The sequence below is a fragment of the Arthrobacter sp. PAMC25564 genome (assembly GCF_004798705.1).
GTDB lineage: Bacteria > Actinomycetota > Actinomycetes > Actinomycetales > Micrococcaceae > Arthrobacter.
On sequence record NZ_CP039290.1, the window covers coordinates 2696412 to 2715128 of the forward strand.

An 18717-nucleotide genomic window follows, 5' to 3' on the forward strand; every position below is an offset into this window, starting at 1 on the left:
GTCAGTTCTCCTCAGCCAGCAATGCCACGATGTCGGCGTCCTCGAGGCGCCGGAAAGCGCGGCGCGTGCCGCGGCTGCTTTCCGAGCCGCGGTCCAGCACTGCGACCTCCACGGCCGACGCCGGCAGGGTGGTGGTTTCCTTGTCCGCCACGAGGCCGGCCAGGGCGAGCCTGATGGCCCCGGCGAAGTCGAGCTCGCCCTGCCAGCCCGCCTCGACGGCCTCGGACACCTTGTCCGCCTGTCCGCCCATCACGATGAAACCGTGCTCATCGGCAATGGACCCGTCAAAAGTCAGCCGGTACAGGTGGTCTGCCTCCGGGGAAGGGCCGACCTCGGCGACGACCAGCTCCACTTCGAAGGGCTTCTGCTCAGCCGTGAACACCGCGCCCAGGCTTTGCGCGTAGACGCTGGCCAGTCCCCGGGCCGTGACGTCCTCACGGTCATAGGAGTAGCCGCGCACGTCCGCATACCGCACGCCGGCCTGGCGCAGGCTCTCGAACTCGTTGTATTTGCCGACGGCGGCGAAGGCGATCTTGTCGTAGATCTCGCCGATCTTATGCAGCGAGGGAGAGGGATTCTCCGCGACGAGGGCAATCCCGTCCCGGCAGCTGATGACCACGACGGAGCGCCCCCGCGCGATGCCTTTCCGGGCGAAATCCGCCCGGTCCTTCATCAGCTGTTCGGGCGAGACATAGAACTGCTGGGTCATCTCAGGCCTCCCGCTGGGCCACGGCCCTGGATTCGATGATGGCGTTGGCCACGGCGGCGAGGTCGCGGTCCGGGACCCGGAAGGCACCCGTCCGGCTGACCACGTAGACCACCGGCCAGAGCTGCCGGACCGGATCTGGGCCGCCCGTAGCGGAGTCGTCGTCGGCGGCGTCATACAGTGCTTCCACGGCGACGGCGACGGCGTCCTGCTCGGAAAGGTTGGGCCGCCAGAGTTTCTTCAGCGCCCCGCGGGCAAACATCGAGCCTGAGCCGACGCTATGGTGTTCGAGTTCCTCGTAGCGTCCGCCGGTGACGTCGTAGGAGAAGAGCCGGCCGACGCCTGCCGGCCGGTCGAATCCGGCGAACAGCGGGACGACGGCGAGGCCCTGCATCGCCATCGGGAGGTTTCCGCGGATCATTGCGCCGAGCCGGTTGGCCTTGCCATCCAGGCTCAGGAGCGTTCCCTCGATCTTCTCGTAGTGTTCCAGCTCAACCTGGAACAGCCGCGTGATGTCGAGGGCGATCCCGGCGGTCCCGGCGATGCCCAGCACCGAGTACTGGTCGGCGGGAAAGACTTTCTCGATGTGCCGGCTGGCGATCACGTTGCCCATGGTGGCGCGCCGGTCCCCGGCCATCAGGACTCCCCCGGCGTAGCTCAGCGCCACGATGGTGGTTCCGTGGGGCACCTGGACCGGAGCGGCGGCGTGGGCCGCGGCCGGCAGCTGCTGGAAGGGTGACAGGCCAAAGGGCAGTAAGCCAGGCCGTTCGCGTTGCAGATGCTCGGTGAAGGAGGACGTCGCGCGGGCTGCTACCTGGTTGGCTGTTGTTTCCTGCACTGGCGCACTCCCTCAAAGCGGTGGATCAACGACTCTTCCGGCATTCAGCCCCTCAAACCGCGTCCTTGCGGTGGCTGGCGGGCGGTTCTACTGGCCGCCCTTTTGGACGAAAGCGCGGACGAAGTCCTCGGCGTTGGACTCCAGGACACCGTCGATCTCATCGAGCAGATCATCGACGCCCTGGGTGGCCGCTGATGCCTGGGCTTCCGCGGGGGCCGGCGGCGCTGCGGGGGCGCCCTCGTCCACCTCGGTGTCCCGCGACTGCGGCTGCTGCTGTTCCTGGCCTGCCATTGTCTTCTCCTTCTGTCCGTCCCATTGTTCGTAAGGGACATCCTGTAGCAATATTGCCACGCCCGGGCCGCCGACGGGGCTCTTTGTCTCTAAGAACTCGGGCTGAGCCCCAGGAGTTCCGCAAGGAAGGTTCCGGCTTCCCGGTGCCGGGCAAAAAGGCCGCCGGTGAGGGCTTCCGTTCCGCGCAGCGGCTCCCGTGTGGGGACCCGCTGGAGCCTTCCCCGGCCGGGCACGTCGAAGATCACGGAATCCCAGCTGGCACCGACGAGGTCGGTGCCGAAGCGGCTGACGCAGCGCCCGCGGAAGTAGGCGCGGGTGTCCGACGGCGGTTCGGTCATCGCGCGGGCGATCGTGGCGTCGTCGACGATCCGCTGCATCCGGTCACGCGCCAGCAGGCGGTAGTAGAGGCCCTTTTCAGGCCGGATGTCGGCCCATTGCAGGTCTACGAGGCCCAGCCGTGCGCTGTCCCAGCCCAGCCCGTCACGCTGCCGGTAGCCCTCAAGCAGGGAGAGCTTGGCAAGCCATTCCACGGAGGACGCGGCCGCCGCCCGGTCGCCGCCGAGGTCCGTGAGCGTCGCAGCCCAGCGTTCCAGCACGGCATGGGTGTGTCCGTCACCGTACACGGCGTCGGCGACGCCGGTGTCCTGGGCATGCTTCGCGGCGGCCTCGTAGTAGATCCACTGCAGGTCCAGGGCGGTCAGCCGGCGTCCGTCCAGCAGCCGCAGGGTGGTGGTGAGCGAGGTGTCGTGGCTGACGGCCTGGAGCGCCGCGACCGGTTCGTGGACTTCCAGGCGCGGGGCCAGGCCTGCCTCGATGAGGCTCAGGACCATCGCCGTGGTGCCGAACTTGAGGTAGTTGGAGGCCTGGCTGAGATTGGCGTCCCCGATGATGACGTGGAGCCGGCGGTACTTGTCAGCGGTGGCATGGGGTTCGTCACGGGTGTTGATGATCGGGCGGCGGATGGTGGTCTCGAGTCCGACTTCGGTCTCGAAGAAATCCGCGCGCTGGCTGATCTGGTAGCCGGGGCGGGAGCTGTCCTGGCCCCTGCCGACCCGGCCGGCGCCGCAGAAGATCTGGCGGGTGACGAAGAACGGCGTAAGGCCGCGCACGATGTCGCCGAACGGCACCGAGCGGGGCATCAGGTAGTTCTCGTGGGAACCGTAGGAGACGGCCTTGTTGTCCGTGTTGTTCTTATACAGGTTGATGGGCGGCAGTTCCGGGTCCGCGGCCAGGCGGCGGACTGCGGCCAGGGCCACGAGGTCGCCTGCGGCATCCCAGGCGACGACGTCGCGCGGGTTGGTCACTTCAGGGCTGGAGTATTCGGGGTGGGCGTGGTCGACGTAGAGCCGGGCCCCGTTGCCCAGCACCATGTTCATCAGCAGCGTGCTGGATTCGTCTTCGCCGTCGGCCTCCAGCTCCTGCCGGCCGTAGGCGAGGGCGACCGCTTCGGCATCCAGGACCGGCGGCCGGTCGGTCAGCTGCTCGGGATCCGCTGCGCTGCGCTCCAGGGTCCAGCCACGCGCGTCATGCAGCGGTTCCTCGTCCGTATAGTCCCAGCGCGTCTCCGCGCCGCCGGCGGCGCGCTGCCGGGTCACCTGGGCGTAGGCCTGGATCACCCGTGCCGACATCATGGTGGCGTTCGCCCCCGGCGCGGAAGGCGCGTGGATGCCGTATTCGGTCTCTGAACCCATCACGCGCATGGCGCCGCCGGCGGGGAGGCCACCGCTGGGGGCGGGCCTGCCGGGCACAGCAGCCGTCACAGGTACTGGCCCGTGCTCGGCATCGTCTCGATGGACTTGCCGGGCTCTTGGCCCGCCTTGCCCTGGACGATGGTGCGGATGTAGGTGATGCGCTCGCCCTTCTTGCCCGAAATCCGTGCCCAGTCGTCCGGGTTCGTGGTGTTGGGCATGTCCTCATGCTCGCGGAACTCGTCAATGACGGCGCGGAGCAGGTGGTCGATGCGCAGGCCCTTCTGGCCGATGGTGAGCAGGTCCTTGATGGCGTACTTCTTGGCCCGGTCCACGACGTTCTGCACCACGGCGCCGGAGTTGAAGTCCTTGAAGTAGAGCATCTCGGTGTCGCCGTTGGCGTAGGTCACCTCAAGGTACTCGTTGGACTTCTCGGTGGCGTACATCGCCTCGACGGTGCGCTGGACCATCGCGTCGACGGTGGCCTGGACGTCGCCGTTGTGCTCGGCGAGGTCCGACTCGTGGAACGGCAGGTCGGTGGTGATGTACTTGTTGAAGATGTCCGCCGCGGCCTCGGCATCCGGGCGCTGGATCTTCACCTTCACGTCCAGCCGGCCCGGCCGCAGGATGGCCGGATCGATCATGTCCTCGCGGTTCGAGGCGCCGATCACGATCACGTTGTCGAGCCGCTCCACACCGTCGATCTCGCTGAGCAGCTGCGGCACGATCGTCGTCTCGACGTCGGAGGAGATGCCGGTGCCGCGGGTGCGGAACAGCGAATCCATTTCGTCGAAGAACACCACCACGGGGCTGCCCTCGGAGGCCTTCTCCCGGGCGCGGGCGAAGATCAGCCGGATGTGCCGTTCGGTCTCGCCGACGTACTTGTCAAGGAGTTCGGGGCCCTTGATGTTCAGGAAGTAGCTCTTCATGTCCGTCTTGCCCGTGCGTTCGGCGGCCCGGGCGGCCAGCGAGTTCGCCACGGCCTTGGCGATCAGCGTCTTGCCGCAGCCCGGCGGGCCGTAGAGCAGGATGCCCTTGGGTGCCTTCAGCCCGTGTTCGCGGTACAGGTCCGGGTGCAGGAAGGGGAGTTCGACGGCGTCGCGGATCTGTTCGATCTGCGGGCCGAGGCCGCCGATGTCCTGGTATGTGATGTCCGGTACTTCTTCGAGGACCAGGTTTTCGACCTCGGAGCGCGGGATCTTCTCCAGCGCGTACCCGGTGCGCGAATCGATCGACAGCGCGTCACCGACCCGGAGCTTCTGCGTGAGCAGTGCCCCGGAGAGCCGGATCACCCGCTCCTCGTCGGCGCGGCCGACCACGAGGGCACGGTCCGGCCCCAGCATTTCCTTGAGCGTGACGAGATCGCCGGCCCGTTCGTAGCCGAGCCCGGCGACCACCATGAGCGCCTCGTTGAGCAGGACTTCCTGGCCGACCGCGAGCTGGTTCATGTTGACCAGCGGGCTGATCCCCACGCGCATCTTGCGGCCGGCATTGAAGATGTCCACGGATTCCTCGGTGACCGCCTGGCCGCTGCTGCCGGCGGAGGCCTGGCGCTTAGGGTTGAGCTGGAGGATCGTGCCGAAGCTGTACGGCGGCTGGCCCTCTTGGTCTAGGGCGTTCTTCAGCCGGAGGATCTCGGCCTTCGCCGTCTCCAGCATGCTGACCAGTTTGGAGTTGTTCTGCGTCGCGGCGGCGAGCTGGCGGTCAATATGCCGGAGCTTGTCCCGGAGGATATTGACCTGCCGCTCGGCGACGGACAGTTCATTCGCGCCATAGCGGTCACCGTCAGTGGCCGTTCCCTGTCCTGCCGCCGCCTGGGCGGCTGTCAGTGCAGCCGCTTCTGCGGCGTTCTCTGCCGGTGTGCGGCCCGGGTCGGTGTTCGGAGTCTCCATCGTGCATCAGCCCCTTCCTGCGCTTCTATTAAGACCTTAGCCCCAAGATGGCGGGTGCAGCTGGAGACTTCCGAAATATAGCTGCTAGTTTGTGACCTCCGGGGTGTCCTTGACATTGGTTCCGGCGATGGCGTCCCGCGCGGCGCGGCGCAGCTTCTTGTCTGAGACGGCGCGTTCCCCTACGGCGCCCGGGGTCCAGGCGTTGACGTCCTCTTCGTTGAAGTCGGTCTTGGACGGGCGGCGCTTCACCGAGATGCCGGTAACGCCGTCGGCGAGCCGGCGGGTGACCAGCAGGAACCCGGTGTGCGCAACCATGCGGTGGTCCGGACGTACGGCGAGGCCTTCGAGGTGCCAGCCGCGGACCATCGATTCCCAGGCGTCCGGCTCGGTGAAGCGGCCGTCCGCGCGGATCGCTTCCGCGGTCCGGGACAACTGCGTCACGGTCGCGACATAGTTGATCCACACGCCGCCGGGAGCCAGCACGGTGGCGACGGCGTCGAGGCACTCCCAGGGTGCCAGCATGTCCAGCACCACGCGGTCCACGGAACCCGGGGCCTCGCTGCGGACGACTTCCTCCTGGAAGTCGCCGAGGGAGATCTTCCAGGCCGGGTGCGGTCCGCCGAAGATCGTCTCGACGTTGCCGCGCGCGATGTCCGCGAATTCCGCACGCCGTTCGAAGGAATGCAGGTAGCCGTTGTCCCCCACCGCACGCAGCAGCGAGATGGACAGCGCGCCGGAGCCGACGCCGGCTTCGACGACGCGCGCGCCGGGGAAGATGTCCGCCATGGTGACGATCTGGCCGGCGTCTTTGGGGTAGACCACAGCAGCGCCGCGGGGCATCGACAGCACAAAGTCCGAGAGCAGGGGGCGCAGGGTCTGGTACTGCTGGCCGACGTTGTTGACGACGACGGAGCCGTCAGGCTTGCCGATGATCTCGTCGTGGTTCAGGAAGCCGCGGTGGGTGTGGAACGCGCCGCCAACTTCCAGGCTGATGGTGTTCATGCGGCCGCGCTCGTCGGTGAGCTGCACCCGCTCACCCTCCCGGAACGGTCCGCGGCGGCGTGCGGCCCCGACGGGCGAAGCCCCGGCGGTGGGGCTGGCCGGATCTGCCGCGCCTGGGTCGGTTGCCGTGTCGGCTGCGGCCGTGGTGGCTGCGCCGATGGATGTCGGGTTGGTGTTTGCGGCGGTGTCGCTGCTCATGAAGATAGTCCTCGCTCCTGTAAAGCTGTGTGGCCGCGGATTGCCGGCGGCACCGGTCCTTGCGCGTGGCCATGCGCCTGGGGCCGGAATACACGACCGGCAGGTAACTCTACCGGTTCTGGCCGTCAGGCTGCCTGCCGGCCTGCTTGCCGGCCCCGCCAGGCGCGCGTCTGTAGCCGCCCGGATCCTTGCCGGTGATGGCGTTCAGCACGGTTGACTGGCGCAGCAGGCCGGTCACGTTTCCGGCGCCGTCCACCACCGCGTACTCCTGGCCATCCAGCTGGGCGAGGTACTGGACCAGTTCCTGGCCCCTGGACCATTCGGGGACATAGGCCCCGGCACCGAGGGCGTAGGCGACGGCGCTGACAGGGGTTGTCGCGGCGGCGGCCGGCGGGACCGTCGAGACGGCGCCTGCGTCCACCAGGGCCACGGGGCGGCCGTCGGGACCGCACAGCACGACGGCGGGGAGGGTGCCCGTGGCGGCGTCCCGCGCCAGGGTCAGCACATCGGCGACGCTGGCGGACTCCGGAAGTCCGACGGCGGGTTCGGCGAGGGCTGCGGCGTCGACCAGGTACAGCCTGCCGCGCAGGCGGGCCTGCTGGATCGAGGCGCCGGCGCCCATCCAGAGGAAGCTGCCTACGAGGGCCGTGATCAGGACGAAGGACATGTCCAGCGGCCCCCCGCTGAGCACAGGCAGGACGACGAACCACACGGCGAGGGCGATCACGATGATCCGGCCGCCCCAACCGGCGGCGATGGTGCCTTTCTCCTGGCTGCCGGTCACCTTCCAGACCGCGGATTCGACCAGCCGTCCGCCGTCCAGCGGAAGGCCCGGCAACACGTTGAAGATGCCGATCAGCAGGTTGGCCCAGACGAAGATGTTGGCCAGGATGTCGGCGACGCCGGTGAGCCCGGCGGTCGACACCAGGAGCCAGCCGCCGCCTGCCAGGACGAAGTTGGCGGCGGGTCCGGCCAGGGCCACCAGGACCGAGCGGCCCGGCGACGCCGTGAAGCTCTCGAACTGGGTGTGGCCGCCCCAGAGGTTCAGGACGATCTTCTGCGTGGGCCAGTGGTACACCTTGGCGGTCAGGGCGTGGGCGAGCTCGTGCACCAGCACGGAGATCAGCAGCAGCACGGCGTAGGCGAATGCCACCACGTAGGCCGTGAGGCCAAGCGAGGGGTTGTTGTGCTGGAGCACCGGCCCGTACACAATCACGGTGAACGCGGCAATGATGAACCAGGAGTAGGCCAGAACCACCGGGATGCCGGCGATCCGCCCGAGCGGGATTCCGTCCTTCCGGCTGGCTGGGCCCTTGCCGGGCTGCGCCTGGGGGGCGGTGTCAGTCAATGGCCATGCTCCTGGTGTTGGGGGTGGCGGCGCTATCCAGCCCGAATGTTGCATCCGGGAATTCGTGCCGCAGGGCCACGAGCTGCTCGAGGTCGGCGACGGTGCGCCCTTGGAGGGTGTCCCAGGTGGCGCGGCGGGGATCGTGCGGCAGTGGCATGATGTGCGGAATGGCGACGGTCACAACACCGGAGGCCACGGCCGCCGCAACGCCCGGGACGGAGTCTTCCAGCGCTACGCATTCGTGCAGGGTGAGGCCGGGATCCTGGAGCTGGAGCAGTTCAACGGCTTTCAGATACGCCTCAGGGTGGGGTTTCCCGTGCGTGACGGTGTCCCCCGTGACCAGGAAGTCGAAGTAGGGCTTGGGCAGGCTTGCGACAATCTCGCGGGCGAGCGGCGCCTCGGACATCGTGACGAGGGCGCACCGGATGCCTGCCGTGTGGAGCTCGTCCAGCAGTTCGCGCGCCCCGGGCCGCCACGGCACGGAGTTCCGGACCTGGCCGATGACGTGGGCCGTGAGGCTGTCGATGATTTCACGTTGCCCCAATGCCACGCCGGCGTCCTGCAGGAGCCCGGCCGAGAACATGAGGGACTGGCCGACGAGCTGCATGGCCTGGGCGTGCGACCACTGGCCGCCGTGGGCCGCGACGAGGGCGTGCTCGGCTTCGATCCAGTACGGCTCGGTGTCGACGATGGTGCCATCCATGTCCCATAACGCAGCTTTGAGCAGTGGCCGGGAAGCGAAGGATTGCATGCCCCAAGTCTACGGGGCGGCCCTGTGAGGGGGCTGGTGACTACGCCTAGGGCGAATATCAGTCATGTTCCGCCTATTTCCGGCGCTTCATTCGCTGCGTGGGCCCGCCCCTTGGACGTAGGGTGAAGGGATGAACAGCTTCGACGGAGACACCACGGAAACGGGCGCCGTGCCTGAACCGGAACGGCTGCTGCAGCCGGTTCCGGAGGGCCAGCGCATCACGGTGATGCTTGCCGCCTTTGAGGGGTGGAACGACGCCGGAGAAGCCGCGAGCGATGCCCTGCGCTACCTCAACAAGCTCTGGGGCGGCAAGAAGGTTGCCTCGATCGACGCCGACGAGTACTACGATTTCCAGTTCACCCGCCCCACCATCCGCAGGACCGCATCGGGCGAACGGAAGATCAAGTGGCCGTCCACCCGGATCTATAAGGCCAGCGTTCCGCACTCGAATGTGGACGTCATCTTCGTCCAGGGCACCGAACCGTCCTACAAATGGCGCGCCTACACCGCCGAGCTGCTGGTTCACGCCGAGGCCCTGCACGTGGACTACGTGATCCTGGTCGGTGCCCTGCTCGCGGACGTGCCGCACAGCCGCCCCATCCCGGTGAGCGCCTCCACGGATGACAATGCCGTGCGGGAGCGGCTGGACCTGGAGGCCTCGCAGTACGAGGGTCCGGTGGGGATCGTCGGGGTGCTTGCCGAGGTCGCGATGCTGGCCGGCCTGCCCACGGTGTCGCTCTGGGCCGCCGTGCCGCACTACGTGGCCCAGGCGCCCTCCCCCAAGGCGCAGCTGGCTCTGTTGCACCGGATCGAGGAGCTGCTGCAGGTCCCCCTGGACACCACGGACCTTGTCGAGGAATCGGATGCCTGGGAGCGCGGTGTGGACGAGCTGGCCACGGAGGACCCTGAAATTGCGGCCTATGTGCGCCAGCTCGAGGAGGCGAAGGACACCGCCGACCTCCCCGAGGCGAGCGGGGAATCGATCGCCCGCGAATTCGAGCGTTACCTCAAGCGCCGGGGCAAGGACAAGCAGTAGCCGGAGGCCGGCACCTGGGACACCCGCCCTGCTGTGGCCCGGCGGTGGCGCTGCAGGCTTAGAGTTCGACGCCGAGCAGGGCGTCGACGGCGTCGCTGACCAGCGCGGCGTCGACGGCGCTGACTGCCGGCGCTGAAGCCGGGCCGGCGGCACCGGCCGCACTCGCTGCGGACGCACTGTGCGCCAGGGCGGACGCGGCCCACTGGTCCACCGCGGCCACGGCACCGGGGGCGTTCAGGTCGTTGGACAGTTCGGTCCGCAGCCGGGTGACCAGCGCGCCGGCGGAGCCGGCGGGTGCCACGGCCACGGCGGAACGCCAGGAAAGAAGCCTCGCCTTGGCGTCGGCGAAGCCGGCGTCGGTCCAGGACCAGTCGGAGCGGTAGTGGTGGGCCAGGATCGCCAGGCGGATGGCGGCCGGATCCTCCCCGGCGGCGCGGAGCCTGGAGACCAGGACCAGGTTGCCCTTGGACTTGGACATCTTTTCGCCGTCCAGCCCGACCATGCCGGCGTGCGCGAAGTGGCGTGCCAGTGGAACGCCGGCGAGCGAGTACGCATGCCCAGCGCCCATCTCGTGATGGGGGAAGATCAGGTCCGAGCCGCCGCCCTGCACGGTGAAGGGTGCGGGCAGGTATTTTTGGGCGATGACGGTGCATTCGATGTGCCAGCCGGGGCGTCCTTCTCCCAGTTCGCCGCCGTCCCAGCGCGGCTCGCCCTCGCGGGCAACCCGCCACAGCAGCGGGTCCAGCGCCTGGCGTTTTCCGGCCCGGCCCGGGTCTCCGCCGCGTTCGGCGAAAAGCCCCAGCATTTCGGCGTCGGAGAGTCCCGAGACAGAGCCGAGCGTCCAGGCGTCGACGGCGTCGGCGGTGTGCTTGCCGGCCGCCTCGACGTCGTAGTAGACATCGCCGTCGGGCTCGCCGGCGCCGCCGGCCACCCTGTATGCCAGGCCCTGGTGCAGGAGCCGCTCGATGGCGGGCACGATCATGGGGATGGCTTCGACGGCACCGACATAGCGGTCCGGCGCCAGCACGTTGAGGGCTTCCATATCCGTCTGGAAGAGCTCGATCTGGCTCGCCGCGAGCTCCCGCCAGTCGACGCCGGTCGCCGTCGCGCGCTCCAGCAGGGGGTCGTCGACGTCGGTCACGTTCTGGACGTAGGAGACCTGCTGGCCGCCGTCGCGCCAGGCCCGGTTGAGCAGGTCGAAGGCGACGTAGCTGGCGGCGTGCCCCATATGGGTGGCGTCATACGGGGTGATCCCGCAGACATACATGGACTGCTCACCCGTTGCCTCGAGGGTGACAATTCCGCCCTTGGCGGTGTCGAAGAGGCGGACGGCAGGCATGCTGCCCGGGAGCTGGGGAACAGGGCGGGATATCCAGGATTTCACAGCCCAAGCCTAGTGCTAGGCACTGATGACATTGAAACCGAGCAGCAGGTACAGCGCAAGGCCCAGGAAGATCCGGTACCAGACGAAGAGTCGGTAGCTCCGGGTGGAGACGAACTTGAGGAACCAGCCAATGATGATGTAGCCCACCACGAAGGCGATGGCGGTGGCGAGGGCGGTTTCCGGGAGACCGTAGGGTCCCGTGATGCCTTCCTTGGAGACGACTTTGTATAGCTGGTACAGGCCGCTGCCGAACACGGCGGGGATGGCCAGCAGGAAGGAGTAGCGGGCCGCAGCCTCGCGGGTGTAGCCCATCAGCAGGCCTGCGGTGATGGTTCCACCGGAGCGGGACACCCCTGGGATCAGTGCCATGGCCTGCGCCAGCCCATACCAGATCCCCTGCTTGTAGCTGAGCTTGCTCAGCTCGCGTTCCTGGCGCCCGACGGCGTCCGCGACGGCGAGGATCATGCCAAAGACAATCAGGGTTGTCGCAACGATCCAGAGACTGCGCAGTACCGACTCGATCTGGTCCTGGAAGAGCAGCCCGAGGATGATGATGGGCAGGCTGCCGAGGATCACGAGCCAGCCCATCCGTGCGTCCGGATCCTGCCGGGGCACCCTGCCGGTGAGGGAGCCGAACCAGGCCTTGACGATGCGCACGATGTCGTGCCGGAAGTAGACGATCACGGCTGTCTCGGTGCCGAGTTGGGTGATGGCGGTGAACGCCGCGCCGGGGTCGGCTGCGTTGGAGAGGAATGACCCCACGATCTTCAGGTGGGCGCTCGAGGAGATCGGAAGGAACTCTGTCAGTCCCTGCACAAGGCCCAGCAGGGCGGCTTCAAACCAGTTCACGTTTATAGACCCTACGTTATGAACCGCCCGGATCACCGTAAGCTTGCTGACATGCAGCAGCGTTATGTCGGCAACAGTGGGTTGCGTGTGTCCTCTCTCTCCCTTGGCACCATGTCCTGGGCCCGCGAAACCGATGAGCAGGATGCCTCCGGGCTGCTCAGGAGCTTCGTGGACGGCGGTGGGACCCTGATCGACACGGCGGCGTCCTACGCCGGGGGCCAGGCTGAGGTGATGCTTGGCGGGATGCTGGGCGACGTCGTCGCGCGCTCCGAGCTGGTCATCTCCACCAAAGCCGGACTTTCGATGTCGGGCGGCCGCCGCAGCGTCGACACCTCCCGTAACGGAATGCTGTCCGGGCTGGACGCAAGCCTCGCGCGGCTGGGCACGGACTATGTGGACCTCTGGTTCGCCCACGCATGGGACCCCAACGTGCCACTGGAGGAAACGCTGTCCGCCCTCGAATTCGCGGTCCGCTCCGGCCGCGCGCGCTATGTGGGGGTGTCCAACTTCAACGGCTGGCAGACGGCGAAGGCCGCGGCCGTCGCGGGGTTCCCGCTGGTCGCGAACCAGTCTGAGTACTCATTGCTGCACCGCACGCCCGAGACGGAGCTGATCCCGGCGATCGAAGACGCCGGGCTCGGCCTGATGGCGTGGGGGCCGCTGGGCCGCGGGGTGTTGAGCGGGAAGTACCGCGGCCACATCCCGGCGGACTCCCGTGCCGCCCACGAGAGGCTCGCAGGTTATGTGGAGCCGTACCTTGAGGGGGCGGCGTCCAGCGTGGTGGAAGCCGTGGCGATGGCTGCGAAGGGACTCGGCCGGACTGCCCTGGACGTCTCGCTGAGCTGGTTGCTGTCCCAGCACGGTGTCGCTACAGCGATCGTGGGCGCACGGACGCCCGTGCAGCTCAAGGAAGTCCTGGATGCAACGCTGGCCCCGCTCCCCCCGGAGATCGCCCAGGCGCTGGAAGATGTGTCCGACCCGGCCTGACTCCCGCCGGCGTGGTGCCGGCGCCACCCGGTCCGTGAGGTCGGTGTGGTCTTTGGGTCAGTCCTGGAGGATCTCGAGGTCTTCCTCGTCGTCGACGTCTTCCTCATCGTCCTCGTCGTCGATGACTTCCAGCGGCGTCACTTCCCCATAGGCTTCATAGAGGGAGTCCTCGTAGACTTCAAAGGCATCGGCAACGGCAAAAAAAGCCGCTTCGACCGCGGGATCCCCATCGCCACGGCGGGCCGCGGCAGCGGCCAGGTGCTCCTGCAGGGCGGAAGTGAGTGATTCAAGCGCGACACGCGGATCGATGCTCATGACTTCACGTTAGCGGGAAAAAGACGAAAATGGAGAGCAATGAAGGAACATTTTCTGAGCAGTTCAGTCCGGCGGGAGCGGGACTATGTGAAGCAGTACGAATACCTCGTACTGACGGTCAGCCCTGAGGATTCCCTGCCGGAGGCCCGCCGCCGCCTCGTGGAGCATTCCGAGTACGGCAAGTGGGAACTTGAGCGCAGCGTGCTCTATCTGGGCGGCGGACGGCGTTTCTGGCTGCGCCGGAGGGTCACCCAGGTCCAGCGAACCGTCTAGGCTCCCGTCAGGGCGTTTCCAGCGGCCCGAGCCAGGCGTTGGCCACCGTGTTGTGCGCCGACTCGTCGTCGGAGGGGTGGAACATGCCCGCCAGCACGTCGCGGTACAGCCGCTCCAGTTCCGAACCGCGGAAATAGCTCGATCCCCCGGACACCCGGATCGCCAGGTCCACCACGGTCCGCGCCGTCTCCGTCGCCCGGACCTTGAGGCCCACCAGCCTGGGGAACCACTGGACGCCGTGCTCGGCCAGTTCATCGATATCCGTGGCAACGCGGTAAAGCTGCGGGTAGAGCGCGTCCATGGCCATGGCGGCCTCCGCCACCTTCCAGCGGATATCCGGGTCCTGGGCGTAGCTGCGCCCGCCGTTCTTGAACGAGGTCCGGCGCTGGACGGCCTCCACGCCGAGCGTCAGCGCCCGTTCGCCGATGCCGGTGTACACCGCTGCCAGCAGCGTCTCGAAGCAGGCGAAGATCGCGAAGATCAGCGGATCCGCGCCGGGACCCACCGGCAGTTTGCGGAAGATCCGGCCGGCCGGGACGACGGCGCCGTTGAGCACCGTGGTGTTGGACTGGCTGGCCCGCATGCCCAGGGTGTCCCAGTCCGGCAGGATCGCGTAGCCGGGTGTCTCCCGGGTGATGAAGCCGTGCACCAGCTCCCCCTCGCCGTCCCGGGCAAGGTTGTCCTTGCCGAAGATCCCCAGCCGGGTCCACGCCGGGGAGAGGCTGGTGAAGATCTTGCGGCCGGTAAAGGCGTAGCCACCGCCGGGCTGCGGGACGGCCTCGGTGCGCGAGTCGAACAGCACCGAGTCGTTGCCCGCCTCCGAATTCCCGAAGGCAAAAATCTCCCCCTGCGCGGCTTCCTTGAGGACGAATTCCAGCGAGGCGTCGCCCCGGGCCGCGAGGACCTGCGCGACGCCGGTCCACACGAGGTGCATGTTGATCGCCAGCGCGGTGGCCGGGGCCGCCGTCGCCAACCGCCGCTGAAGCTGCGCCGCTGCCGCGAGTCCGAGCCCGAGGCCGCCGTCGGACGCCGGTACGAAGATCTTCAGGTATCCCGCCGCAGCCAGTTCTTCCAGGTCGTCCTGGAAGAACGCGTTGTCCCGGTCGTAACCGGCGGCGCGGCCGCGGATCCGTTCCAGCAGGGGCTCGGTGAGGATATCTTCCGGCGTCACGGTTTCACTCTGGCTTTCGCTGCGGGATCAGTAGTTGGTGAGCAGGGTGTCCAGCACGCGGGCCCCGAATTTCAGCGACTCGGTGGGGACACGTTCGTCGACTCCGTGGAACATCCCGGTGAAATCAAGCTCCTCCGGGAGCTGGAGCGGAGCGAAGCCGTAGCCGGTAATGCCGAGCCGGCTGAGGGACTTGTTGTCCGTGCCGCCGGAGAGCGTGTACGGCAGGACCTTGGCGCCCGGGTCCTCGGCGTGCAGGGCGTCGATCATGGAATCGACGAGGTTGCCGGCGAAGGGCACCTCCAGGGAGACGTCATTGTGGACGTAACTGATGTCGATGCCGGTGCCCGCGAGCTCACGGACGATCTCCAGGACGTGCTGTTCCTGGCCCGGCAGCGTCCGGCAGTCGATCAGCGCCTCGGCCGATTCGGGGATCACATTGTGCTTGTAGCCGCCCTTGAGCAGGGTGGGGTTCGTGGTGTTCTGCAGGGTTGCGCCGACGAAGCGGGCCACCGTTCCGAGCTCCTTGAGGATCTTGTCCGGGTCATCCGGATCGAATTCCACGCCGGTGAGTTCGGTCACACCGTCGAGGAACTGGCGGGTGGTGGGGGTCAGCTCGACCGGCCACCGGTATTCGCCGATGCGCGAGACGGCGCTGGCAAGCCGTGTCACGGCGTTGTCCGTGTTGATCTGGGATCCGTGGCCCGCACGGCCGTGGGCCACCAGGCGGAGCCAGGAGAGGCCCTTCTCCGCCGTCTGCAGCAGATAGGTCCGTTGGCCGCCGATGGTGGCGGAGAAGCCGCCGACCTCGGAGATCGCCTCGGTGGCGCCTTCGAAGATTTCGGGGCGTTTGTCGACGGCGTAGCTGGCGCCGAATTTGCCGCCGGCTTCCTCGTCGGCGAAGAACGCGAAGATCAGGTCCCGCTTGGGTTTGCGGCCGGTGCGGGCAAAGTTCCGCAGGACGGACAGGATCATGGCGTCCATGTCCTTCATGTCCACGGCGCCGCGGCCCCAGATCATGCCGTCCTTGAGTTCGGCACCGAAGGGGTCCACCGACCACTGCTCGCGCAGGGCCGGAACGACATCCAGGTGGCCGTGGACGACGAGGGCACTGGCGGAGGGGTCCTCGCCTGCAAGGCGGGTCACCACGCTGGCCCGGCCGGGGGCGGATTCGAAGATCTCGGCGTCGAGCCCCACCTCCGCCATCAGCCCCGCGGTGTATTCGGCGGCCGCTCGCTCCCCCGGGCCGGAGCCGTCACCGTAGTTGGAGGTGTCGATCCGGATGAGTTCCTGGCAGATCCTGACGACTTCGTCTTCGGGCCTGATGTCAGTCATGTATCGCTCCTCGTGGGCTGGCTCAGTTGCTGGCTTCAGCCTACCCACAAGCCCCGATTGGATGTTTCCGGAAACTTCGTGTTAGAGTCTTTCTCGCTGCTTCGGAGAAAAGCAAAGCGCTGAAAGGCGAAAAGCTTCCCTGAATTACCACCTGCGCGGGTGGCGGAATGGCAGACGCGCTAGCTTGAGGTGCTAGTCCTCGAAAGGGGGTGGGGGTTCAAGTCCCCCTCCGCGCACAAGGGAAAACCCCTGGAATCCAAGGATTCCAGGGGTCTTTTTCTTTCTTCACGCACACGAGCTCCGGTTTCACCCACGCGGATGCTGAAAAGCGACACCCGCCGGGTGGACCCCCGCATAATGTTTTTGTGGCTTACATCGAAGATGGAGAAAGCCACGTCGGGCTTGCAGCCTTCGGGCGCTTGGCCAGGTTGATTGCCGCCTTGCGCTACAGTTCACCGTCACCGGAGAAGCCCACTTCAGGTGCATCATGCGGTTCGCCATGGGTGCCGGGAGGTCGTAGGCGTCGACAGTGGTTTCGATCGGGTTCATCAGCGCCACGATGGAGACGGAGTCGTTGAGCTTCGTGTCGCCGACGTAGCGGTCCTGCACGACGCGGAGCATGCCCTTCATCGTGGACGGTGCGGGGGTGTTGAACTGACATCGGCACGTATCCGAACAAGAGCCAGCCCACTCCGGGCATGAACCGCAACGTCGTTTACCGCACCTCCAACTCGGATGCGTTCGACAAAGTCATCGAACCGACCCTCACCGGACCGGAATTGCTCTCCGTCACCGCCGGGCATCCCTGGTCCACCGGCGGCCAGTAGGACCGGCACAACATCCTCGCCACCGAGCTCGCACTGCGCGCCGCGGAGTACCTTCCCGTGGGTCTCGTCATGGGCGAGAAGCTCTCGTCTGTGGACCTGCTCGCCGGCGCCGGCCTGGGCAGAAGACTGCCGAAGGCGGACAACCGCCGCGCGGACGGGACCATCATCCGCGAGGACGGCATGCGTATCGTGTTCGAACTGACCGCCACAGCGTCCGCGTCCTTTGACAACAAGGTCCGCCGCTGGGCCGAGCTCATCGCCGCCCGCCCGTTGGAAACCTCAGGGCTGACGGTCGTTTTCATCGCCGCCCCCACCCGGACCGTTCCACCCACACAGCTACCGACCCGCGGCACGTAATCTACAAGAAGATGGCCATCGTGCTCCGGGTCTTCCCCGGCCGCGGGAAAGACTCCCCTGCCGCGCGCATCGGTGTCGCCCACTGGGAGGAATGGTTCCCGGACAGGCACCTGTTGAGCGAATCATTCCTCAACTTGGAAGCCGACTTCGCCATCAACGACGCCACTGGACCCTACCGGTGGGTCACGCGCGGCATGCTCACCGACTACGCTGTCGAGCCCTGGCATACCTTCGATGCGACCGCTGTCCTGGAGAACTCGAAGCTGATCGCCGCCACGCCGCACTGGATGAGGACCGGCGACCACACGCAACTTATCGGCTCACCGATAGACCGCGCCGGGGTCGATGTCCCGCACCCGGCACCGGCCAAGCCGCACCTGTCAACGGGTCGGCCGCTGGGCGCCGCGGTCGGCAACGGTGGCGAAGCGAAGCTCCCGCGCCTTCTCCGCATCGAATGGTGAATGCTGTGGGGTGCAGTCACAGCGTCTGAGTAACAATCGCGGAGTGCTTGACTCGCCGGGCCCGGTACAGAATTCTGATCGCAACCCTACGTACGGGCCGGGGGTCCGTGACGGACACCGACCATTGGGGAACACCATGAACTGCCCGACCTGCCACACACCCAATGACCGGACCGCCCGTTCGTGCAGCACCTGCGGAACGTCCCTGGATAAGGCATCCACGCTCCAGGCCGGAAACGCTGCCGGCACCGGCCGGAGGATGACCATCGCCGAACGCAGGGCCGCCGGAATCACCACCGGAGCAATTGCCGAGGCCGCGTCCCCGACCTTGACTTTCGACCCCGACCGATCCCCGCTGCAGCGGCATCCGGCCCCACAGGCGTCGGACCGCACCAACATCTTCGCCCTTACGTCTATGATCCTCGGGTTCCTCGGCGGCACAGTCCTTGCCATCATCTTCGGGCACGTGGCTAAATCCCAGATCCGCCGCACAGGCGAACGCGGGACGGGCATGGCGACCGCCGGACTCATCCTCGGATACTTCTGGACCTCACTGCTCATCATCTACGTCATCTGGCTGTTCGTGGCGATCAACTCGATGAGAGGCAGTTACTGAACCGCGCCGAGCACGGTGCCGTCGCTGCGGATCCTCGCCGGAGGTGATCATCCCGGGTCCCCGGCAAGCGCAGCCGACAGTTCCGCGACGCTGGTTATCTCCGGGCCCTTGGCGCCGTTCGGCCAGATCAGCCGCATCTTGTATTTGCAGCGGTCATCGGTGTACGAGACCTTGCCCCTGAACTGCAGCCCGTTCACCGTGAAGTCGAGCTGGTACCTGGCCCGCCGGGTGATGCCTTCCAGGGTGCACTCCAGGTTCCTGACCGTGGCCTCTGGGAGCTCCATCACGCCCATCTGGTCGCACCACCTTCTGAGCGCATCCGGCACGAGCGTCCGCGTCTTCGCCAGGTAGCGGGCCATCTCGGAGTCCCTGCGCCTCTGAGCTTCAGCGTCCGG

At 67.2% G+C, this 18717-nt stretch carries 22 protein-coding genes and 1 tRNA gene; 8 read left to right on the plus strand and 15 right to left on the minus strand.

Going from position 1 to position 18717, the window contains the following annotated elements; all coding sequences use genetic code 11:
• Position 1: 1 nt before the first annotated feature.
• The 8 genes from prcA to E5206_RS12620 form a co-directional block, all read right to left on the minus strand.
• Complete coding sequence (prcA, locus tag E5206_RS12585) at positions 2 to 709, minus strand: proteasome subunit alpha (protein WP_136322779.1); 708 nt, start codon at positions 707 to 709, stop codon at positions 2 to 4.
• A gap of 1 nt (position 710) precedes the next feature.
• On the minus strand, positions 711 to 1544 hold the full coding sequence (prcB, locus tag E5206_RS12590; RefSeq protein WP_136322780.1) for a proteasome subunit beta: 834 nt from the start codon (positions 1542 to 1544) through the stop codon (positions 711 to 713).
• An 87-nt stretch (positions 1545 to 1631) separates the two neighbouring features.
• Complete coding sequence (locus E5206_RS12595; protein WP_136322781.1) at positions 1632 to 1835, minus strand: ubiquitin-like protein Pup; 204 nt, start codon at positions 1833 to 1835, stop codon at positions 1632 to 1634.
• Between the two features lie 89 nt (positions 1836 to 1924).
• Complete coding sequence (gene dop / locus E5206_RS12600; RefSeq protein ID WP_136324121.1) at positions 1925 to 3535, minus strand: depupylase/deamidase Dop; 1611 nt, start codon at positions 3533 to 3535, stop codon at positions 1925 to 1927.
• 56 nt (positions 3536 to 3591) lie between these two features.
• A complete protein-coding gene (arc, locus tag E5206_RS12605) occupies positions 3592 to 5415 on the minus strand; it encodes a proteasome ATPase (RefSeq protein ID WP_136322782.1) in 1824 nt (607 codons plus the stop codon).
• 84 nt (positions 5416 to 5499) lie between these two features.
• Complete coding sequence (locus tag E5206_RS12610) at positions 5500 to 6615, minus strand: tRNA (adenine-N1)-methyltransferase (protein ID WP_136322783.1); 1116 nt, start codon at positions 6613 to 6615, stop codon at positions 5500 to 5502.
• 109 nt (positions 6616 to 6724) lie between these two features.
• Positions 6725 to 7963, minus strand: coding sequence for a site-2 protease family protein (locus tag E5206_RS12615; protein WP_240689707.1), 1239 nt, complete (start codon positions 7961 to 7963; stop codon positions 6725 to 6727).
• Positions 7956 to 8714, minus strand: a complete 759-nt coding sequence (locus E5206_RS12620) for an HAD family hydrolase (RefSeq protein ID WP_136322784.1) — start codon at positions 8712 to 8714, stop codon at positions 7956 to 7958. Before E5206_RS12620 ends, E5206_RS12615 begins: the two co-directional genes overlap by 8 nt.
• Positions 8715 to 8844: 130 nt before the next feature.
• Between E5206_RS12620 and E5206_RS12625 the strand changes: the two genes are divergently transcribed.
• Positions 8845 to 9750, plus strand: a complete 906-nt coding sequence (locus E5206_RS12625; protein ID WP_136322785.1) for a PAC2 family protein — start codon at positions 8845 to 8847, stop codon at positions 9748 to 9750.
• Between the two features lie 58 nt (positions 9751 to 9808).
• On the opposite strand, the gene mshC is transcribed toward E5206_RS12625, so the two are convergent.
• The gene (mshC, locus tag E5206_RS12630; RefSeq protein ID WP_136322786.1) at positions 9809 to 11134 is read right to left on the minus strand and encodes a cysteine--1-D-myo-inosityl 2-amino-2-deoxy-alpha-D-glucopyranoside ligase; all 1326 of its coding nucleotides are present in this window, start codon (positions 11132 to 11134) and stop codon (positions 9809 to 9811) included.
• A gap of 15 nt (positions 11135 to 11149) precedes the next feature.
• Positions 11150 to 11983: an undecaprenyl-diphosphate phosphatase gene (locus tag E5206_RS12635; RefSeq protein ID WP_136322787.1), complete on the minus strand. Its 834-nt coding sequence runs from the start codon at positions 11981 to 11983 to the stop codon at positions 11150 to 11152.
• Between the two features lie 51 nt (positions 11984 to 12034).
• On the opposite strand from E5206_RS12635, the gene E5206_RS12640 reads away from it, so the two are divergent.
• The gene (locus E5206_RS12640) at positions 12035 to 12970 is read left to right on the plus strand and encodes an aldo/keto reductase (protein WP_136322788.1); all 936 of its coding nucleotides are present in this window, start codon (positions 12035 to 12037) and stop codon (positions 12968 to 12970) included.
• A 57-nt stretch (positions 12971 to 13027) separates the two neighbouring features.
• Here the strand turns inward: E5206_RS12640 and E5206_RS12645 are convergent, their stop codons facing one another.
• A complete protein-coding gene (locus E5206_RS12645) occupies positions 13028 to 13285 on the minus strand; it encodes a hypothetical protein (protein WP_136322789.1) in 258 nt (85 codons plus the stop codon).
• Between the two features lie 39 nt (positions 13286 to 13324).
• Between E5206_RS12645 and E5206_RS12650 the strand changes: the two genes are divergently transcribed.
• Positions 13325 to 13558: a DUF5703 family protein gene (locus E5206_RS12650; RefSeq protein WP_136322790.1), complete on the plus strand. Its 234-nt coding sequence runs from the start codon at positions 13325 to 13327 to the stop codon at positions 13556 to 13558.
• Positions 13559 to 13565: 7 nt separating this feature from the next.
• Here the strand turns inward: E5206_RS12650 and E5206_RS12655 are convergent, their stop codons facing one another.
• Together E5206_RS12655 and E5206_RS12660 are read right to left on the minus strand one after the other, a co-directional pair.
• Positions 13566 to 14729 carry an acyl-CoA dehydrogenase family protein gene (locus E5206_RS12655; protein WP_136322791.1) on the minus strand — a complete coding sequence of 388 codons (1164 nt, stop codon included), beginning with the start codon at positions 14727 to 14729 and terminating at the stop codon, positions 13566 to 13568.
• 27 nt (positions 14730 to 14756) lie between these two features.
• Positions 14757 to 16061 carry a M20/M25/M40 family metallo-hydrolase gene (locus E5206_RS12660; RefSeq protein WP_136322792.1) on the minus strand — a complete coding sequence of 435 codons (1305 nt, stop codon included), beginning with the start codon at positions 16059 to 16061 and terminating at the stop codon, positions 14757 to 14759.
• A 153-nt stretch (positions 16062 to 16214) separates the two neighbouring features.
• Between E5206_RS12660 and E5206_RS12665 the strand changes: the two genes are divergently transcribed.
• Positions 16215 to 16297: transfer RNA gene (locus E5206_RS12665), tRNA-Leu, on the plus strand.
• 70 nt (positions 16298 to 16367) lie between these two features.
• Here the strand turns inward: E5206_RS12665 and E5206_RS19445 are convergent.
• Positions 16368 to 16682, minus strand: coding sequence for a hypothetical protein (locus E5206_RS19445; protein ID WP_205759916.1), 315 nt, complete (start codon positions 16680 to 16682; stop codon positions 16368 to 16370).
• A 77-nt stretch (positions 16683 to 16759) separates the two neighbouring features.
• On the opposite strand from E5206_RS19445, the gene E5206_RS19755 reads away from it, so the two are divergent.
• From E5206_RS19755 to E5206_RS12685, 4 genes are all read left to right on the plus strand, one after another.
• Positions 16760 to 16888 (plus strand): hypothetical protein, encoded by a 129-nt coding sequence (locus E5206_RS19755; protein ID WP_276605943.1) that lies wholly within the window; start codon positions 16760 to 16762, stop codon positions 16886 to 16888.
• Positions 16889 to 16945: 57 nt separating this feature from the next.
• The gene (locus E5206_RS12675; RefSeq protein WP_136322793.1) at positions 16946 to 17245 is read left to right on the plus strand and encodes a hypothetical protein; all 300 of its coding nucleotides are present in this window, start codon (positions 16946 to 16948) and stop codon (positions 17243 to 17245) included.
• Between the two features lie 11 nt (positions 17246 to 17256).
• Positions 17257 to 17706, plus strand: coding sequence for a hypothetical protein (locus E5206_RS12680; protein ID WP_136322794.1), 450 nt, complete (start codon positions 17257 to 17259; stop codon positions 17704 to 17706).
• A gap of 136 nt (positions 17707 to 17842) precedes the next feature.
• Positions 17843 to 18322, plus strand: a complete 480-nt coding sequence (locus E5206_RS12685) for a DUF4190 domain-containing protein (protein WP_205759917.1) — start codon at positions 17843 to 17845, stop codon at positions 18320 to 18322.
• Between the two features lie 47 nt (positions 18323 to 18369).
• On the opposite strand, the gene E5206_RS12690 is transcribed toward E5206_RS12685, so the two are convergent.
• Positions 18370 to 18681 carry a hypothetical protein gene (locus tag E5206_RS12690; protein WP_136322795.1) on the minus strand — a complete coding sequence of 104 codons (312 nt, stop codon included), beginning with the start codon at positions 18679 to 18681 and terminating at the stop codon, positions 18370 to 18372.
• Positions 18682 to 18717: the final 36 nt, after the last annotated feature.

What these genes read in the sequence shown, in the direction of transcription:
- prcA (WP_136322779.1), bottom strand. Translation starts at nt 709, where the DNA reads ATGACCCAGCAGTTCTATGTCTCGCCCGAACAGCTGATGAAGGACCGG.
- E5206_RS12595 (WP_136322781.1), bottom strand. Translation starts at nt 1,835, where the DNA reads ATGGCAGGCCAGGAACAGCAGCAGCCGCAGTCGCGGGACACCGAGGTG.
- dop (WP_136324121.1), bottom strand. Translation starts at nt 3,535, where the DNA reads ATGCGCGTGATGGGTTCAGAGACCGAATACGGCATCCACGCGCCTTCC.
- arc (WP_136322782.1), bottom strand. Translation starts at nt 5,415, where the DNA reads ATGGAGACTCCGAACACCGACCCGGGCCGCACACCGGCAGAGAACGCC.
- E5206_RS12610 (WP_136322783.1), bottom strand. Translation starts at nt 6,615, where the DNA reads ATGAGCAGCGACACCGCCGCAAACACCAACCCGACATCCATCGGCGCA.
- E5206_RS12620 (WP_136322784.1), bottom strand. Translation starts at nt 8,714, where the DNA reads ATGCAATCCTTCGCTTCCCGGCCACTGCTCAAAGCTGCGTTATGGGAC.
- E5206_RS12625 (WP_136322785.1), top strand. Translation starts at nt 8,845, where the DNA reads ATGAACAGCTTCGACGGAGACACCACGGAAACGGGCGCCGTGCCTGAA.
- E5206_RS12640 (WP_136322788.1), top strand. Translation starts at nt 12,035, where the DNA reads ATGCAGCAGCGTTATGTCGGCAACAGTGGGTTGCGTGTGTCCTCTCTC.
- E5206_RS12645 (WP_136322789.1), bottom strand. Translation starts at nt 13,285, where the DNA reads ATGAGCATCGATCCGCGTGTCGCGCTTGAATCACTCACTTCCGCCCTG.
- E5206_RS12650 (WP_136322790.1), top strand. Translation starts at nt 13,325, where the DNA reads ATGAAGGAACATTTTCTGAGCAGTTCAGTCCGGCGGGAGCGGGACTAT.
- E5206_RS12660 (WP_136322792.1), bottom strand. Translation starts at nt 16,061, where the DNA reads ATGACTGACATCAGGCCCGAAGACGAAGTCGTCAGGATCTGCCAGGAA.
- E5206_RS19445 (WP_205759916.1), bottom strand. Translation starts at nt 16,682, where the DNA reads ATGCTCCGCGTCGTGCAGGACCGCTACGTCGGCGACACGAAGCTCAAC.
- E5206_RS19755 (WP_276605943.1), top strand. Translation starts at nt 16,760, where the DNA reads ATGAACCGCAACGTCGTTTACCGCACCTCCAACTCGGATGCGTTCGAC.
- E5206_RS12680 (WP_136322794.1), top strand. Translation starts at nt 17,257, where the DNA reads ATGGCCATCGTGCTCCGGGTCTTCCCCGGCCGCGGGAAAGACTCCCCT.
- E5206_RS12685 (WP_205759917.1), top strand. Translation starts at nt 17,843, where the DNA reads ATGAACTGCCCGACCTGCCACACACCCAATGACCGGACCGCCCGTTCG.
- E5206_RS12690 (WP_136322795.1), bottom strand. Translation starts at nt 18,681, where the DNA reads ATGGCCCGCTACCTGGCGAAGACGCGGACGCTCGTGCCGGATGCGCTC.